This is a genomic window from Thioclava sp. GXIMD2076 (genome assembly GCF_037949795.1).
Taxonomy (GTDB): domain Bacteria; phylum Pseudomonadota; class Alphaproteobacteria; order Rhodobacterales; family Rhodobacteraceae; genus Thioclava; species Thioclava kandeliae.
In genome coordinates this window covers 1,323,427-1,339,345 of the sequence record NZ_CP149932.1, presented here as the reverse complement: position 1 = coordinate 1,339,345, position 15,919 = coordinate 1,323,427, and the positions used below count along the sequence as shown (strand labels likewise).

15 protein-coding genes are annotated in these 15,919 nt (G+C 60.4%); 4 read left to right on the top strand and 11 right to left on the bottom strand.

All coding sequences use genetic code 11. The features are described from left to right. Positions 1-9: 9 nt before the first annotated feature. Positions 10-885 carry a 3-hydroxybutyryl-CoA dehydrogenase gene (locus WDB91_RS06630; protein WP_339114345.1) on the top strand — a complete coding sequence of 292 codons (876 nt, stop codon included), beginning with the start codon at positions 10-12 and terminating at the stop codon, positions 883-885. A 25-nt stretch (positions 886-910) separates the two neighbouring features. Here the strand turns inward: WDB91_RS06630 and WDB91_RS06625 are convergent, their stop codons facing one another. Genes WDB91_RS06625 through WDB91_RS06595 form a run of 7 tightly spaced genes read right to left on the bottom strand, consistent with a single transcriptional unit; the run spans position 911 to position 6,338 of the window. Further along, complete coding sequence (locus WDB91_RS06625) at positions 911-1,840, bottom strand: acyltransferase (RefSeq protein WP_339114468.1); 930 nt, start codon at positions 1,838-1,840, stop codon at positions 911-913. A 36-nt stretch (positions 1,841-1,876) separates the two neighbouring features. Beyond that, positions 1,877-2,146 (bottom strand): HPr family phosphocarrier protein, encoded by a 270-nt coding sequence (locus tag WDB91_RS06620; protein ID WP_339114344.1) that lies wholly within the window; start codon positions 2,144-2,146, stop codon positions 1,877-1,879. Then, positions 2,127-2,549 (bottom strand): PTS fructose transporter subunit IIA, encoded by a 423-nt coding sequence (locus tag WDB91_RS06615; protein ID WP_339114343.1) that lies wholly within the window; start codon positions 2,547-2,549, stop codon positions 2,127-2,129. The genes WDB91_RS06620 and WDB91_RS06615 overlap by 20 nt, the downstream gene beginning before the upstream one ends. Continuing rightward, positions 2,546-3,469, bottom strand: a complete 924-nt coding sequence (rapZ, locus tag WDB91_RS06610; RefSeq protein WP_339114342.1) for an RNase adapter RapZ — start codon at positions 3,467-3,469, stop codon at positions 2,546-2,548. The genes WDB91_RS06615 and rapZ overlap by 4 nt, the downstream gene beginning before the upstream one ends. After that, complete coding sequence (locus WDB91_RS06605; protein WP_339114341.1) at positions 3,466-3,891, bottom strand: serine kinase; 426 nt, start codon at positions 3,889-3,891, stop codon at positions 3,466-3,468. Before WDB91_RS06605 ends, rapZ begins: the two co-directional genes overlap by 4 nt. A 3-nt stretch (positions 3,892-3,894) precedes the next feature. Beyond that, on the bottom strand, positions 3,895-5,601 hold the full coding sequence (locus WDB91_RS06600; RefSeq protein WP_339114340.1) for a sensor histidine kinase: 1,707 nt from the start codon (positions 5,599-5,601) through the stop codon (positions 3,895-3,897). 32 nt (positions 5,602-5,633) lie between these two features. Continuing rightward, the gene (locus WDB91_RS06595) at positions 5,634-6,338 is read right to left on the bottom strand and encodes a response regulator transcription factor (protein WP_339114339.1); all 705 of its coding nucleotides are present in this window, start codon (positions 6,336-6,338) and stop codon (positions 5,634-5,636) included. 355 nt (positions 6,339-6,693) lie between these two features. On the opposite strand from WDB91_RS06595, the gene WDB91_RS06590 reads away from it, so the two are divergent. From WDB91_RS06590 to WDB91_RS06580, 3 genes are all read left to right on the top strand, one after another. After that, positions 6,694-8,292, top strand: coding sequence for a phosphoenolpyruvate carboxykinase (locus WDB91_RS06590; protein WP_339114338.1), 1,599 nt, complete (start codon positions 6,694-6,696; stop codon positions 8,290-8,292). 172 nt (positions 8,293-8,464) lie between these two features. Beyond that, entirely contained in the window at positions 8,465-9,427 is a 963-nt protein-coding gene (locus WDB91_RS06585) for a VPLPA-CTERM sorting domain-containing protein (RefSeq protein ID WP_339114337.1), read from the top strand. Positions 9,428-9,513: 86 nt separating this feature from the next. After that, the gene (locus WDB91_RS06580; RefSeq protein WP_339114336.1) at positions 9,514-11,052 is read left to right on the top strand and encodes a phospholipase D family protein; all 1,539 of its coding nucleotides are present in this window, start codon (positions 9,514-9,516) and stop codon (positions 11,050-11,052) included. Here WDB91_RS06580 and rnr read toward each other — a convergent pair. From rnr to WDB91_RS06560, 4 genes are read right to left on the bottom strand one after another with little or no spacing between them, the layout of a single operon-like run. After that, positions 11,044-13,326, bottom strand: coding sequence for a ribonuclease R (rnr, locus tag WDB91_RS06575; RefSeq protein WP_339114335.1), 2,283 nt, complete (start codon positions 13,324-13,326; stop codon positions 11,044-11,046). The genes WDB91_RS06580 and rnr overlap by 9 nt on opposite strands. Positions 13,327-13,371: 45 nt before the next feature. Next, positions 13,372-13,788: a GNAT family N-acetyltransferase gene (locus tag WDB91_RS06570; protein ID WP_339114334.1), complete on the bottom strand. Its 417-nt coding sequence runs from the start codon at positions 13,786-13,788 to the stop codon at positions 13,372-13,374. After that, complete coding sequence (gene dapE, locus WDB91_RS06565) at positions 13,785-14,939, bottom strand: succinyl-diaminopimelate desuccinylase (protein WP_339114333.1); 1,155 nt, start codon at positions 14,937-14,939, stop codon at positions 13,785-13,787. Before dapE ends, WDB91_RS06570 begins: the two co-directional genes overlap by 4 nt. 60 nt (positions 14,940-14,999) lie before the next feature. Beyond that, positions 15,000-15,758, bottom strand: a complete 759-nt coding sequence (locus WDB91_RS06560) for a sulfite exporter TauE/SafE family protein (protein WP_339114332.1) — start codon at positions 15,756-15,758, stop codon at positions 15,000-15,002. Positions 15,759-15,919 lie beyond the last annotated feature (161 nt).

Below are 15,919 nucleotides of genomic sequence, written 5' to 3'. Positions count from 1 at the left end.
GAGATCGCCATGACGATTCAGACAGTTGGCATCGTAGGCGCCGGACAGATGGGCAACGGGATCGCCCATGTTTTCGCGCTTGCCGGATTTGACGTGCTGCTGAACGACATTTCACAGGACGGTCTGGACAAGGGGATCGCCACGATTCGCAAGAATCTCGACCGGCAGGTTTCACGTGAAAAAATTTCCGCCGAGGAGCGTGATGCAGCCCTGTCGCGTGTCACGACGACCCTCACCCTGACCGATCTCGGACCGATGGATCTGATTATCGAGGCCGCGACCGAGCGCGAGTCGGTGAAATCCGCGATTTTCGAGGATCTCGTGCCGCATCTCGCACCGCATACCATCCTGGCCTCGAACACCTCCTCGATCTCCATCACGCGGCTTGCCTCGCGGACCGACCGCCCCGAGAAATTCATGGGCGTGCATTTCATGAACCCGGTGCCGGTGATGCAGCTTGTCGAGCTGATTCGCGGCATCGCGACCGATGAAAAGACCTTCAATGCCCTGAAAGAGGTCGTTGATAAACTTGGCAAAACCCATGCCAGCGCCGAGGATTTCCCTGCCTTCATCGTCAACCGTATCCTGATCCCGATGATCAACGAGGCGGTCTATGCGCTCTATGAGGGCGTGGGCAATGTAATCTCCATCGACCAGTCGATGAAGCTCGGTGCCGCCCATCCGATGGGCCCGCTGGAGCTTGCGGATTTCATCGGGCTCGACACCTGTCTGGCGATCATGAATGTGCTGCATGACGGGCTGGCCGATACCAAATACCGCCCCTGTCCGCTTCTGACGAAATATGTCGAGGCCGGCTGGCTCGGCCGGAAATCCGGTCGCGGGTTCTATGATTACCGCGGCGAGACACCCGTCCCGACCCGCTGAACAAAAGCCCGGCTCTGGCCGGGCTTCATTCTTTCAGCGAGAGCACCTCTTCACGCATATCGGCGAGCCATTGGCGCGGAGTCTTCAGCGCATCCGCCATCTCCTCGGGTGATCTGACATGGCCGATGATCGGGCGCTGCGGCTTGTTGAAGGCGGCACGGATCTCGTAAAGAAGCAAAGATTGACGTAGCGTCGCCGATAGCTGGTTCGCGATCTGGTAGAGCCGCGAGTTATGCGTCGGGAAGCGGACCGGCAGAACCTGCGCCCTGGACCGTGCGACCATCTTGGCGGTAAACGGGTTCCATTCCTTCTCGACCACCGGCCCGAAAAAGCTCTCGGAGGCCGCCACAGACCCTGCGGGGAACAACACGATACAGCCGCCGCGCTTGAGATGCAGCATTGCATCCGCGCGCATCTTCAGGCCTTCTTCCCGCGCATCCGCCTCATGGGCAAAGGGCACAGGGATCATGAAAGGCGCGATTTCTGGCAGGCCTGTCAGAAGGTTGCGTGTGAGGATCTTGTAATCGGTGCGCACCCGCCCGATCACCTCGGCCAGCACCATCCCATCCACCAGCCCATGCGGATGGTTCGCCACGATCACCAGAGGGCCCGTGGGGGGAATTCGCATGATCTCCGCCTCGGGAGTGGTGACAGTGATCCCCATGACATCGAGCGCCTGCGCCCAGAACGCCTGTCCTTCGGGGATGCCGCGCGCCTCGAACTTGCGGATTATACGCAGGATATGCAGCTTGGCGGTGCCCCATTCGATTGTGCGGATCACCGCGCGTTTGAATGGGTTGGTGAAGGTGCCCGCATAGGACAGACGGCGTTTGTCATAGGGTTTCTGAACGGTCTGGAAACCGTCATCTGTCCGGATATCCTGCGCTGCACTCCCCGAGGACAGGACCGATCTGCCTTTGCCATCATCAGGCGTTTGTAAATCGGTCTGTTGCATCTGGTTCACGACAGGCCTCTTCGTCAGGTGGCGGGGTCAGAACCCCTCGCCGAAATAATCGGCAACCAGTTCCGCAAGAGCCGTCATCAGCGCCTCGGCTTCGGCTCCCGTTGTGGTGACCTCGATGGTCGTTCCACGTGAAGCAGCCAGCATGAGAAGCCCCATGATCGAGTCGCCCGACACGCTCATGCCATCTTTGGACACTTCGGCCCGAGCGTCAAATCTTTCAACGATCTCAACGAATTTTGCCGAGGCCCGCGCGTGCAGCCCCTTCTCGTTGATGATCTTAAGCTCCTGATGCGCCATGCATTCCTTCCCTGCTCCCATAGGCAGAGTAACTATTGATATATTTGCGTCCTGCATCAAGTGCTGCCTCCACCGCGGCGTGTACGCCGAGGCTTCTGGACTTCGCAAGCTTGATCAATAGTGGCAAATTCGCACCATAAATGATCTCGCGCTCGCAATTCTCACAGGCTTTCAGGCTGAGATTGGATGGCGAGGCCCCAAACATATCGGTTACGACCACGACCCCGAAACCGCTATCCACCGCATCGGCTGCCGCCCTGATCTCGATCTGTTTTTCGGCCCGATCATGGCCATCCTCGATGGTGATGGCACGGATGCCCTGCTGGGGCCCCACGACATGCTCCACCGCCGCGAGATACTCGCGGGCCAAACCACCATGAGCGACAATCACGATTCCGATCAAGCGCCGTTTCCCGTTCCAGAGGCGGGCAGCTCGAGCCCGCGCCGTTCCAACTCTCTGTGCCGTTTAGACACATGCCAACCGGCCTCTGCAAGAGCACCAGAAACCGATTCCGTAAGGGCAACAGAGCGATGTTTACCCCCAGTACATCCAAAGCCTACAGCCAAATGTGTTTTTCCTTCCTCAACATGGGCAGGCAAAGTGAAAAGAAGAAGCCCCATCACCCTGTCGAAGAATTCACGATAGCGTGGATCATGTGTGACATAGTCCGCCACCGCAGCATCGCGCCCGTCCTTTGGGCGCAGTTCGGGCTGCCAATGCGGGTTGGCCAGAAACCGGCAATCGAACATGATATCGAGCCCTCGCGGCACGCCACGTTTGTAGCTGAAACTATGCACCGATACCGCCAGCCCCGCCGTCTTGCGCTGATCGAACAGCTGGTTGATCTCGGCGCGAGCATCATGGACCGTCATCGCCGAACTGTCGATGAGGATATCGGCACGGGCGCGGATCGGCACCAGAAGGTCGATCTCGCGCAGGATGCCCTCTTCGGGCGCATCATCGGGCGAGAGCGGATGACGCCTGCGCGTTTCGGAATAGCGCCGCTGCAGCACATCGGGCCGCGCATCCATATACAGAACTTCCAGCTGGATCTTCGGCTCCCGCGTCAACCGGTCGATCAGCTCGATAAGGCGCGTCGCGCTGAACTCGCGGTTGCGTACATCGATCCCCAGCGCGATGGGCTGCAATACCGGCCCGTCAAGCACTCTCGGAACCATCGAGAGCGGCAGGTTGTCGATAGTCTCGTAGCCCAGATCCTCCAGTGCCGCGATCACGGTCGACCGCCCTGCCCCGGAGGGGCCGGTGACCAGCACAACGCGCTGGCTCAGATCTTCGGTGTCACATTCGGCGTGGTGGGTCACGCAACTCTCCCGGCTTTGAGATATTGCCAGATTGCTGCATCAAGATGACCATGTTGCAAGCGCAGCACAAGGGGCAGCGACACCCCATAAAGAGAGATATTTCGCAGCGGCGGCAGTCTTTCCGTCTCGGTCCGGTCAAGATCCACAACCAGTGAGATAAAAGCCTCCTCCAACACATCCGCCGCAAGAATGCCCACACCGCGCGCCTCGATCCGCCCGCGGATCGCTGCTGGCGCGCGCGCCAACAAGCCACCATCCCTAAACGTCAGATCGGTGCGGTCATCGGCCACAAGCTGCCCGCCAATGGCCATCAGCTTGAGTGCCAGCGTGGATTTCCCTGTACCGGATGCCCCGAGGATCAACACCGCACGCTGCGCATCGAGCGCGACACAACTGGCGTGCAGGATGTGCCGGACGCTCATGGATTAGAACGGAAGCCCGACCACGAAACGCGCGCCAAGCGGTTCGGAGGTCACATCGGCATCGGTCGGGCGGATATTCTCGGCCCAGATCACGCCGCCATGCGCCTCGACGATCTGCTTGGAAATCGCCAGACCGAGCCCCGAATGATCCCCGAACTGGCCCTCGGGCCGCTGCGAGTAGAAGCGTTTGAAGACCTTCGACAGAGCCTCTTCCGGAATGCCCGGACCGGTATCCTCAACCACCACCAGCACCCGATGATCGCGCCTGCGGGCCCAGACACGCACCGCATCTCCCTCTTCGCTGAAGGAAATGGCATTGCTGATCAGGTTCACGAAGACTTGCGCGAGGCGGCCCTCCAACCCGTTGATCACGATAGGATCGGCGGGCAGATCGATGATGAAATCCACGCCTTTCTGCTTTGCCTGATCGCCCAGATACTGCGCGAGATTATCGACCATATGGATCAGGTCGAAGGGCTCTTCCTCCTCCTTGACCAGCTCGGAATCAAGCCGCGAGGCATTGGAGATATCGGACACCAGACGGTCGAGACGGCGCACGTCGTGGTCGATCACATCGAGAAGCTTCTCGCGGTGCTCTTCCTTCTTCACCATCCGCAGCGAGGCCACGGCAGAGCGCAGGCTCGCCAGCGGATTCTTGATCTCGTGGCTGACATCTGCCGCAAACTGCTCGTTGGCATCGATCCGGTCATAAAGCGCCGTCACCATCCCGCGCAGCGCACCAGACAGACGTCCGATCTCGTCGGGGCGGGCGGACAGATCGGGGATGCGGACCCGCGCGGGACTGACCTTGCGGGCATGGCGCTCGCCGCCGATCTCGGCCGCCGCCGCCAGATCGGAGATCGGGTTGGCGATCGTCGAGGCCAGCACCAGCGACAGACCGATCGAGACGATGATGGCGATGACAAACATCTGCAGCACCTGCTCGCGTTCCACGCGCACCAGATGGTCGATCTCGCCGGCAGCCGAGGTCAGCGCGATAGAGCCCACGATCCGATCTCCCTGGTAAATCCCTGTTGCAACAGAGAAAATCGTAGCGCCGGACGTATCGCGGCGTGTATCCATGCGGGTAACACCGGGACGCAACTCGGCATTGAGATCCTGCGCGATGACCTGCGTGCTGACCTTCGCACCCTCCTCATCGCCATGGATGAGCGAGGACGCCCATCCCCAGCCACGGCTCAGGAGATCGGTCAACAGGGTCGAGCGCGTATCGTCATGTCCGCCAGTCACATCGGCAGGGGGAGCGGTCACCACGTCATCCGAGCTGATCAGCAGGTTACCCGCCGCATCGAAGACATAAAGCGAAGAGCCCGAGGGAAGCTGGATACCCGAAAGCGTATCCACGACATCGATCCCGTCGCCTGCCGCCAGATTGACGGGCGCGGTCTTGGGCAGACGCGCCTCGAACACATCGGCAACCAGCTCGGCCTCGACCACGATCGCATTCTCGCGTTGGACCACAAGGCTGTCACGGAACGGATTGAGATAGAGCACCCCCGCCACGAGAACGACCATGGCCAGAAGATTGAAGATGATGATCTTTCGCGCAAGCGGCGAGCGGTTGAGCGAGATTAGGTTGCGTGTCTCGCGGCGTTTGCTCACGCTCTCGTCGACGGCGCCCTTGCCCGCGACCAAGTCCTCGCCCGGATCGACAGCCACCGTATCCCTGTTCCGTTTCCTGGCACTCATTCCAAGGCTCAACCCGATCCGTCCTGCGATACTCATTCTTCGTTATAACGATAGCCGATGCCATACAGCGTCTCGATAGCCGAGAAATCCTCGTCGACACTGCGCATCTTCTTGCGCAGACGCTTGATATGGCTGTCGATCGTGCGATCATCGACATAGACCTGATCGTCATAGGCCACATCCATCAGCTGATCGCGCGATTTCACGAAACCCGGACGCTGTGCCAGCGCCTGAAGAAGCAGGAACTCGGTGACCGTCAGAGTCACATCCTTACCCTTCCAGCTGACCGAGTGGCGCAGCGGATCCATGACCAGCGCCCCGCGCGTGATCGTCTTGGTCTCTTCGGTCTGCACCGTCTCCACGCGGCCCTCCAGCGCATCCTGACGGCGCAGGAGCGCCCGGATACGCTCGACCAGAAGCCGCTGGCTGAAAGGCTTTTTCACATAGTCGTCGGCGCCCATCCGCAGGCCCAGAACCTCGTCGATCTCGTCATCTTTCGAGGTCAGGAAGATCACCGGCATCTGGGTCTTCTGGCGCAGACGCTGCAGCAGGTCCATCCCGTCCATACGCGGCATCTTGATATCAAGAACGGCCATATCGGGCAGGCGTTTATTGAACGCATCCAGCGCCGATTGCCCGTCATTATAGGTCTCCACATCGAACCCTTCGGCCTCGAGAGTCATGGCAACCGAAGTAAGAATATTGCGATCATCATCGACCAAAGCAATCCGCGACATGTGCCTGCACCCTCATTCTTCCGGACGGTTATACTTAATGGCCATCATCGACGCCCCTGCGAGAAGAATCAACACGAAGCTCAATCCCGCAGCAATTCCGCCCTCCATTGCATCCGAAAAGCCTCAATTTAAGATTAACTGCAAAGATTGCGTCCTTCTGTCACATAAGTGATTGCGCTAAAGTGTAAATGATAACGCTAACGGTAGCGCACCCTGTGTTCCCTAAAGATTTCAGCGTGATATATGGTCGATTATCCGGTGCATCTCTGGCACCGAAGGCGATCCGGCCAAGGCCCGGCAGGATCGGGAGGATTCCATTGAACCGCCGCACCACGACGGCATTCGGGAGCAACAGATGATCATCGGACACGTGAACCCGGCACAGCGCCTGGAAGATCAAGGCATTTCTGGACTGGGCAATGTCTATTACAACCTGATCGAGCCGGCGCTTATCGAAGAAGCGCTGAAACGCAATGAAGGCACGCTTGGCAAAGGCGGCGCATTCTATTGCACCACCGGCGCCCATACCGGCCGTTCGCCCAAAGACAAGTTCGTCGTCCGCACCCCCGAAGTCGAAGACACCATCTGGTGGGAAAACAACGCGCCCATGGAGGAGGACAAGTTCGACCTTCTCCATGCCGATATGCTCGAGCATATGAAAGGCCGCGATTACTTCGTGCAGGATCTCTTCGGCGGTGCCGATCCCGAACACCGTCTCGACGTGCGCGTTGTGACCGAGCTCGCCTGGCACAACCTGTTCATCCGCACCATGCTGCGCCGTCCCGAGCGCTCCGAACTGGACGATTTCATCCCCGAATTCACCATCGTGAACTGCCCCAGCTTCAAGGCCGATCCCGAGCGTCACGGTTGCCGCTCGGAAACAGTCATCGCGCTCAACTTCACCAAGAAGCTGATCCTGATCGCCAATACCCAGTATTCGGGCGAGAACAAGAAGGGCGTCTTCACCCTTCTCAACTATATCCTGCCCGGCAATAACATCATGGCGATGCACTGCTCGGCCAACCATGCCATCGACAACCCCGACGACAGCGCGATCTTCTTCGGCCTGTCGGGCACCGGCAAGACGACGCTTTCGGCAAGCCCCTCGCGCACGCTGATCGGCGATGACGAGCATGGCTGGTCCGACAAGGGCATCTTCAATTTCGAGGGCGGCTGCTACGCAAAGACGATCAATCTCTCGGCCGAGGCCGAACCGGAGATCTACGCGACCTGCTCCATGTTCGGCACCGTGGTCGAGAACATGACCTTCGACCCCGAGACGCTCGATCTCAATTTCGAAGACAACTCGATCACCGATAACATGCGCTGCGCCTACCCGCTGCATTACATCTCGAATGCCTCGGAAGACTCGGTGGGCGGCAACCCCAAGCATGTGATCATGCTGACCTGCGATGCCTATGGCGTCCTGCCCCCCATCGCGCGCCTGACACCGGCACAGGCCATGTATCACTTCCTGTCGGGCTTCACCTCGAAGACCCCTGGCACGGAGATCGGTGTGGTGGAACCCATCCCGACCTTCTCGACCTGCTTCGGTGCACCCTTCATGCCGCGTCGTCCGGAAGTCTATGGCAAGCTTCTGGCCGAGAAGATCGCCAAGAACGGCGCCTCGTGCTGGCTGGTGAATACCGGCTGGACCGGCGGCAAGTTCGGCGAAGGCAAGCGGATGCCGATCAAGGCCACCCGCGCCCTTCTGGATGCGGCTCTCGACGGCTCGCTCGAGGCGGTCCAGTTCCGCAAGGATCCGAATTTCGGCTTCGACGTTCCGGTTCTGGTCGATGGCGTGGACACCAAACTACTGAACCCGCGCGACACCTGGGCGGATGGCGCTGCCTATGACGCACAGGCCGCCAAGCTGGTGAAGATGTTCTCGGACAATTTCGAGCAATACGTGCCCTATATCGACGACGAAGTGAAAGCCGTCGCGATCGGCTGATCCGACCAGCCCCGCAAAACATCGGAGATCCCGCCATAAAAAGTGGCGGGATCTTTTCATTCTGGGGTTGAATTCCTTTCGGCCAATAATTTCTCAAAACACTTGTTGCCCCAAGGTAAACATCAGGCATTCTTATCTCCACGAGCATTTTACACATTTTGGAGACAGAGAATTGCGCCTGAGACATATCAGACATTTTGCGCTCTACGCAGCGCTTGCCCTGCCGGTTCTGACAGCTCCGGTCCATGCGGCCAGCACCTATGCCGAAGTAAGCACGTTTGAAGGCAGCGCATATTGCTATGTAAGCTGCACGGATATAACGCTCACCAATCCCCGCAACTACATCACCTACAACACCTATACAGGCTATGGCAGCCGGGGCGCGGTTGCAGGGCAGGAAACCTCTTCGGTCGCGATTGATGGGTCCACCGGTGCCATTACAAGCAGCACCAGCTACCTCCAAGGCGATATGCCTGTCGAGGAACAGCCCTTTGGGAACTGGTATAGCAATGATGATGTCAGCGACGATCCGACGACCGAGGCCTATGAATACAGTGGCTGGGGCGCCTATGCCGGTGCCAGTATCTATGGAGCTCTGACGGCTTCCGGCAGCGGCTATCTGACCGCCTCCGCCACTTTCAGCGGGGATGTGGCCATGACCTACTACCAGCGCCTGAATTCGACCTATACGGACATCTCGGCCATTGCGGGTCTCACGCTCTACACATCGGATTATCTGTCGGACGGGGCCGAGAGTTTTTCGTCGGATAGCGCCAGCTATTATCAGTATCTCGATACCTATTCCTTCTCCGATGGCGGGATACTGGCGGATGGCAGCTATGATTTCGGCGATACGTTCAGCTTCGACCTGACCACAACGATCTGGCTTGAAGATGGCGAAACCGCATTTCTGGATCTTTGGACCTATCTCTCTGCCTGGGGAGCAACCACAGCGACATCCACCCTTGCGCTGGCATTCGCAACCACCGAGGGTCTAGCCGTCTCCTCCGATAGCGATCTCTTTTCCGCGGTCCCCGCGGTTCCCCTTCCCGCAAGTGCCCTGTTACTTCTATGCGCGATTGCGGGACTGCCTCTATTGCGTCGGAGCGAGAGGACACCCATTCCCGCAGCCTGATCCGTCTTCGTCAGGGCCGGCTTTCCGGCCCTTTTCCTTTGACGGCCACGGACTAGGTAATATCCGTAACAAGCCCGTGGTGACCTATGCTCTTTGCTTTATTCGCGATTTTAGCCATCGCGCTGATTTTTCTATGGCGGATCACGCGTCTGCCTACCCGTCCCGATCTCTCGCCTGACCATGTCACCACACCCGATGGAACCCGTCTCGGAAAGATGTGGCCGGATCTCGAGACCACGGGGCTTTTGCCCCTGCCCGACGGGATTGAGGCTTTTGCCACGCGGCTCAAGCTCGTCGAGCAGGCCGAGCATAGTCTTGATGTGCAATATTACCTCTGGCGTCCGGATGCCTGCGGCAGCCTGATGTTCGACGCATTGCGCCGCGCGGCCGATCGCGGGGTAAAGGTCCGCATCCTGCTCGATGACAATGCGACCAAGCGCATCGATCCGCGCATCGTCTGGATGGACGCCCATCCGCAGGTGGAGGTCAGGCTCTTCAACCCCTTCCCGCTGCGCGGCATGCGGCTTTTGGGCTATGCGATGGATTTCGCCCGCCTCAACCGGCGGATGCACAACAAGGCGCTGGTTGCCGATGGTCGCGCCGCCGTGCTGGGCGGGCGCAATATCGGGGACGAATATTACAACGATCTCGCCCGCATGGGCACGTTCATGGATTTCGACGCGCTGGTGATGGGCAAGGCCGCGCAAGAAGCCCGCGAGGAATTCGAGACCTACTGGAATAGCGAGCCCACATGGCCCGCAAGCGCGATCCTGCCGCAGCGGTTACTGAAAGACGAGACCACCGGCGGGACGCAGAATGCCGAATGTCTAACCAGCGAGGGCGCGCAGAAATTCGCGGCCCTTCTGGAGCAAACGCCCACCACCGACGAGCTGGAAGCCGATCGTCCCACCCTGCGTCAGGCAGAGGTCAAGCTCCTCTATGATGCGCCCGAGAAAGTGCTGGGCCGCGCGCGCCGCCGCAATCTCCTGTTTCCCAATATGCATATGGCGATGGGCACGCCGACCAAGAGCTTCGATATCATCTCCCCCTATTTCGTGCCCCGCAATGCGGGCCGCCGGCAGCTGATCAAACTGGCCAAAGCGGGCGTGAAGGTCCGCATCCTCACCAACTCTCTGGCCTCCTCGGACAAGCCGATCGTTCATACGGGTTATGCCGGCCAGCGGCGCAAGCTTCTCTCGGGCGGGGTGGAGATTTTCGAATTCGCCCATGACGAGCATGTCAAGTTCCGCCGCGGGCTGATCGGGCATCACCGCCGCGGGACCTCGCCCTTCGCGCGGACCAAACTGCATGCCAAGATCCTTTCGGTCGATGTCGAGAAGGTCTTTATCGGCACGTTCAATTTCGATCCGCGCTCGCTTCTGCTCAACACCGAGATGGGGATCGTGATCCATGACAAGAAATGGGCGGAAGACCTGCATAAGGGCTTTGAGACCGTCATCCCTGCCGCCGCATGGCAGCTGACGCGCGAACATAAGCGCATCCGCTGGGAGCGGCAGGTTGACGGACAAGGCACCGAGGTCTGGCACCACGAGCCCTATACCTCGTGGTGGCAGAGATCGCTGATCGTGGCAGGATCTCTTCTGCCGATCGAGTGGTTACTTTGACTTCCGCTCGCGCTTGACCTTGCGGGTCTTGGCGCGGGCTTTGGCCTTGAGCGCCCCGATCTTGCGCGGCGCCGAGGTGCCGGGCCGCCCCTTACGCCTTGCGCCGCGACGCGAGCTGGGCAGTTCTGCCCCTTCCAGCTGCAGCAGGTCCAGCAGCAGGCCACCCGTCACCGGCACGGCTTCCACCAGACGCACCAGAACCCGCATGCCAGCGGTGATCTCTATGCCGGTATCAGCGCCGGTCAGGGTCTGGGCCTCGCGGTCGAAATGGAAGAACTCGTTGCCGATGGCACGGATCGGGATCATGCCATCCGCCCCCGTCTCATCGAGCCGGATGAACAGGCCGAACCCCTGCACGCCCGACACGCGCCCCGTAAACTCGTTGCCCACGCGTTCGGACAGATAGGCCGCCAGATAACGGTCGGTCGTGTCGCGCTCGGCCGCCATCGAGCGGCGCTCGGTATCCGAGATCTGCTTGGCCGTCTCTTCCAGATGCTCGACATCCCATTGGCTGAGCCCGTCATCGCCCCATTTATGCCCCGCAATCAATGCGCGATGCACGATCAGGTCCGAATAGCGGCGGATCGGCGAGGTGAAATGCGCATAGGATTTCAGCGCCAGACCGAAATGCCCGAAATTCTGCGGGTAGTAATAGGCCTGCGTCATGGTCCGCAGCGTAGACATATTGATCAGCTCGTTGAAATCGCTGTCCAATGCCTGCTCCAGCAGGTGGTTGAGATGCGAGGTCCGCAGGACCTGCCCCTTGGCCAGCTTGAAGCCCGAGGCCTGTGCCACCTCGCGCAGGCTCTCGAGCTTGTCCTGGCTCGGTTCCTCGTGGACACGATAGAGCAGCGGGCGTTTCAGGCGCTCGAGTTCCTCGGCAGCGGCCACATTGGCCAGCACCATGAATTCCTCGATCAACTTATGCGCATCCAACCGCTCCTTGAACTGGATCGACAGCACCTTACCCTCATCCGAGAGCACGATCTTGCGCTCGGGCAGATCGAGATTCAGCGGCTGACGACGGGCCCGCGCGCGCAAGAGAGCCGCATAGCAGTCGTAAAGCGGCTCGATCACCTCGTCCATCAGGGCCGCGCATTGCTCATCCGGGTTGCCATCCTGAGCGCGCTGCACTTGGCCATATTCCAGCGAGGCCACAGATTTGATCATCGCGCGGTGGAAGCTGTGGCGGACCTTGTTGCCATCGGCATCGATGGTCATCTTCGCTACCAGCACGGCGCGCGAGACACCCTCATGCAGAGAGCACAGATCGCCCGACAGACGGTCGGGCAGCATCGGCACCACACGGTCGGGGAAATAGCTCGAATTGCCGCGCATCCGCGCCTCGCGGTCGAGCGCGGAATTGGGCGTCACATAATGCGCCACATCGGCAATCGCGACCCAGAGGATGGTGCCATCCTCATTCGCGGGATCCTTGTCATATTCGACGAAACAGGCATCGTCATGGTCGCGCGCATCGCCCGGATCGATGGTGACGAAGGGCATATGCGTGAGGTCCTCGCGCCCCGCCATGCCCGCAGGCTTCGCGGCATCGGCCTCGGCGATCACCTCATTGGGGAAACGGTCCGGGATACCATGCTGGTGGATCGCGATGAGCGACACGGCCTTGGGTGCGGTCGGATCGCCCAGACGCGCGATGATCCGCGCGAGCGGCAGACCCATGCGGCCACGCGGGCCGGTCTGCTCGGCCTCGACCAGCTCGCCATCGCGGGCCTCCATCGCGGCGGCATGCGGCACATGCCATTCCTTGTCCTGCCCCTTGTCGATCGGCACGATCCGCCCGCCCTCGGCGGTTTTGCGGAAAATACCCACAACGACCTTCTTGGCCGCCGAACCGATCTTGCGGATCGGGCGCGCCTCGTAATCATATTGCTCGTCAGGCGTCTCGGTCAGCCGTGCCAACACACGGTCATGGGGCCCCAGCGCCTCTTCGCCCGCTTTGGGGATGATCAGGATCAGAGGCTCTGCCCCCTCACCTTCCCATTCCAGCGGCTTGGCCCAGAGATCACCCATACTGTCGGGGCGCAGCACCTCGAGCACGGTCACGGGCGGCAGCTTCGAGGGCTCGCGGAAGGACTTGCGACGGCGCTCGACCAACCCCTCGTCCTCCATCTCGCGCAGGATGCGCTTCAGCTCGATCTTGCCTTGGCCTTTGATCCCAAAAGCACGGGCAATATCACGCTTGGAGGTCGTGGTCGGGTTATCATTGAGCCAATCGAGGATTTGGCTGCGGGACGGAATCTGTGTTGTCATGATTTTTGCCTAGCACGGCGCGCCAATTCCGTCACGCGGGAAAGATCAAAGGGGGGCAACCATATCGCGATGGGGCACATGGCCGTCGGGATAGGGGGCGCCATAGGCCACATAGCCGAGCTTTTCGTAGAAGGGGATCGCCTGCACCTGTGCGCTGAGTTTGGCTTTGGTGCAGCCCCTCGCCTTGGCCCGCGCCATGGCATCGCGCAGGATCTCGGCCCCGAGACCCAGACCGCGATGCGATTTCGCCACGCAGATCCGGCCGATCTTGGCGGTATCGCCCTCGGTGAACACCCGCGCGGAGGCAATCGGCTGATCCCCCTCGCGCATCAGGATCTGCATCGCCTCCGCGTCGCGGCCATCGAATTCATCGGCCTCGGTAAAACCTTGCTCGTCGATGAAGACCGCGCGGCGCAAGGCGTAGACTTCGGTCAGATCGGTCACTTCCTCGCAGGTTCTCATGCGAAATAGCCTTTCAGGATACGGGTATAGACGGCCTTCAACTGGGTGATCTGGGCGATCTCGATCCGCTCGTCGACCTTATGCATGGTCTTGCCGACCAGACCGAATTCGAGCACCGGACAATGGTTCTTGATGAACCGCGCATCCGAGGTGCCGCCCGAGGTCGAGAGTTCTGGGCGAATGCCGCATTCGGCTTCAATCGCATCGGAGACCAGATCCACGAAAGGCCCCGGCGCGGTGTAGAAGCTCTCGCCCGAGATCGACGCCGTCAGGCCGATCTTCACGCCCGTTGCCCCAGCCACCTCCGCCACCAGACCCTCGGCCCATTCGGTCAGAGACGCCCCGCTATGGGCATCATTGAAGCGGATATTCACCCGCGCCATGGCCCGTGCAGGCACCACATTGCTGGCCTGATTGCCACAATCGATGGTGGTCATCTGCAACGATGTCGGGTCAAAATGCGCCGTGCCATTATCCAGCGGCTGGGCATTCATCCGGCCCAGCAGGTCCACCAGCGCATGGAGCGGGTTCTTGGCGCGATGCGGATAGGCCACATGCCCCTGCACGCCCTCGGCGACAAGGTCAAAGGTCACCGACCCGCGCCGCCCGATCTTGATCATATCGCCCAAAACCTCCGGAGAGGTCGGCTCGCCCACCAGACAGACAGACATCGTCTCGCCTTGGGCCTCCATCCAGTCCAGCACAGCCACGGTGCCATCCTTGGCGGGGCCTTCCTCGTCACCGGTAATGACAAACACAATCGCCCCATCGGCCAAAGCTTCGGGCGGCGTGTCTTTCACGAAATCCACCGCCGCCGCGACAAAGGCCGCAACCCCCGTCTTCATATCCGTAGCCCCACGGCCCCAGAGGACACCCTCCTCGATCAGGCCGGAGAAGGGCGGCTTGGACCACGCGGCCTCATCGCCCACCGGCACCACATCAGTATGGCCGCCGAAGCCGAAGGTTTTAGCCGCGTTCTTCGCGCCCCAGCGGGCAAAGAGGTTCGACACCCCGCCGCGATCCACGCGGGTGCAGGCAAAGCCCGCCTCTGCCAGCATCCCTTCCAGCAGCACCAACGCGCCCCCCTCTTCCGGCGTCACGGAAGGGCAACGGATCAGCCGGGCGCTCAGGTCGACGGGATCAATGGGCATGGGTTGGGCTCCTGTCAGGGGTTTTGCTCGGCATAGCGCGAAGACAGCCGAGGCACAACATCAGCCCATGAAGGCCTTTCGCAGCAGGTTCATCCCCGTCAGCATCAGAACGAACAGTGTCGCACGGCGGAACATCACCGCATTCAGGCGGTCATGCGCCCGAAAACCCAGCCACAGCCCGACAAAGGACGGGATCACCAGAAGCGCCGACATCGGGAAGGTATGGGCATTCATCACACCGGTCATCAGATGCGCGCCCGTCAGCATGACACCACCGGCAAAGAAGGACACGCCCATGATGCGCATGGCCTCGGTCTTCTCGATCTTCATCGACATCAGATAGGCAATCAGCGGTGGCCCCCAGATGCCGGAAATCCCGCCAAACAGACCACCCACGACGCTCGACCAGAACTCGAACCGCTTCGCGTGGCGGGTATGCAGGCGGAACCCGTATCCGAGGATCTCGGAGACCGAATAGAGGATGATCGGCCCGCCCAGAAGCGCATAGGCCACAGCCTGCGGCAGGATGGTGACGAAATTGGCGCTGATCGCGATACAGACCAGAAGCGTGATCAGGTGCACACGGTATTGCACCGCCGTCTTCCACGCCTCGCGCCAGCCCTGCCGCAACGCCTGCGCCACATTGGTGGCCGTCACCGGCAGGATCAGGAGCGCCAGCGCCGTATCCGCATCGAAAATCGACGCATAGACCGAGAGCATGATCATCGGCAGCGCAAAGCCGATTGCCCCTTTGACGAACCCCGCAAGCACCGCCACCCCGACAGCCACAGCCAGCTGCCAGATCTCCATCCCGAACATCACACTCTCCCCCCAGAGGTTTCGCCCCAGACTTACAACCCGTGGAAGACCTTGAATAGACAGAACTATCCAATTCAATGCGTAACTTTACATCAAATTGTAACGCACTTTTGTGTTTTTATTGCGCTGCGGGTGCAAAAAGATTATGCTGCAAGCGAGAA

Coding starts and splice junctions, on each gene's coding strand:
- WDB91_RS06570 (WP_339114334.1), bottom strand. CDS start 13,788: ATGAGAACCTGCGAGGAAGTGACCGATCTGACCGAAGTCTACGCCTTG.
- WDB91_RS06625 (WP_339114468.1), bottom strand. CDS start 1,840: ATGCAACAGACCGATTTACAAACGCCTGATGATGGCAAAGGCAGATCG.
- rnr (WP_339114335.1), bottom strand. CDS start 13,326: ATGACAACACAGATTCCGTCCCGCAGCCAAATCCTCGATTGGCTCAAT.
- WDB91_RS06600 (WP_339114340.1), bottom strand. CDS start 5,601: ATGAGTGCCAGGAAACGGAACAGGGATACGGTGGCTGTCGATCCGGGC.
- WDB91_RS06620 (WP_339114344.1), bottom strand. CDS start 2,146: ATGGCGCATCAGGAGCTTAAGATCATCAACGAGAAGGGGCTGCACGCG.
- WDB91_RS06605 (WP_339114341.1), bottom strand. CDS start 3,891: ATGAGCGTCCGGCACATCCTGCACGCCAGTTGTGTCGCGCTCGATGCG.
- WDB91_RS06560 (WP_339114332.1), bottom strand. CDS start 15,758: ATGTTCGGGATGGAGATCTGGCAGCTGGCTGTGGCTGTCGGGGTGGCG.
- WDB91_RS06630 (WP_339114345.1), top strand. CDS start 10: ATGACGATTCAGACAGTTGGCATCGTAGGCGCCGGACAGATGGGCAAC.
- WDB91_RS06580 (WP_339114336.1), top strand. CDS start 9,514: ATGCTCTTTGCTTTATTCGCGATTTTAGCCATCGCGCTGATTTTTCTA.
- WDB91_RS06590 (WP_339114338.1), top strand. CDS start 6,694: ATGATCATCGGACACGTGAACCCGGCACAGCGCCTGGAAGATCAAGGC.
- dapE (WP_339114333.1), bottom strand. CDS start 14,939: ATGCCCATTGATCCCGTCGACCTGAGCGCCCGGCTGATCCGTTGCCCT.
- WDB91_RS06595 (WP_339114339.1), bottom strand. CDS start 6,338: ATGTCGCGGATTGCTTTGGTCGATGATGATCGCAATATTCTTACTTCG.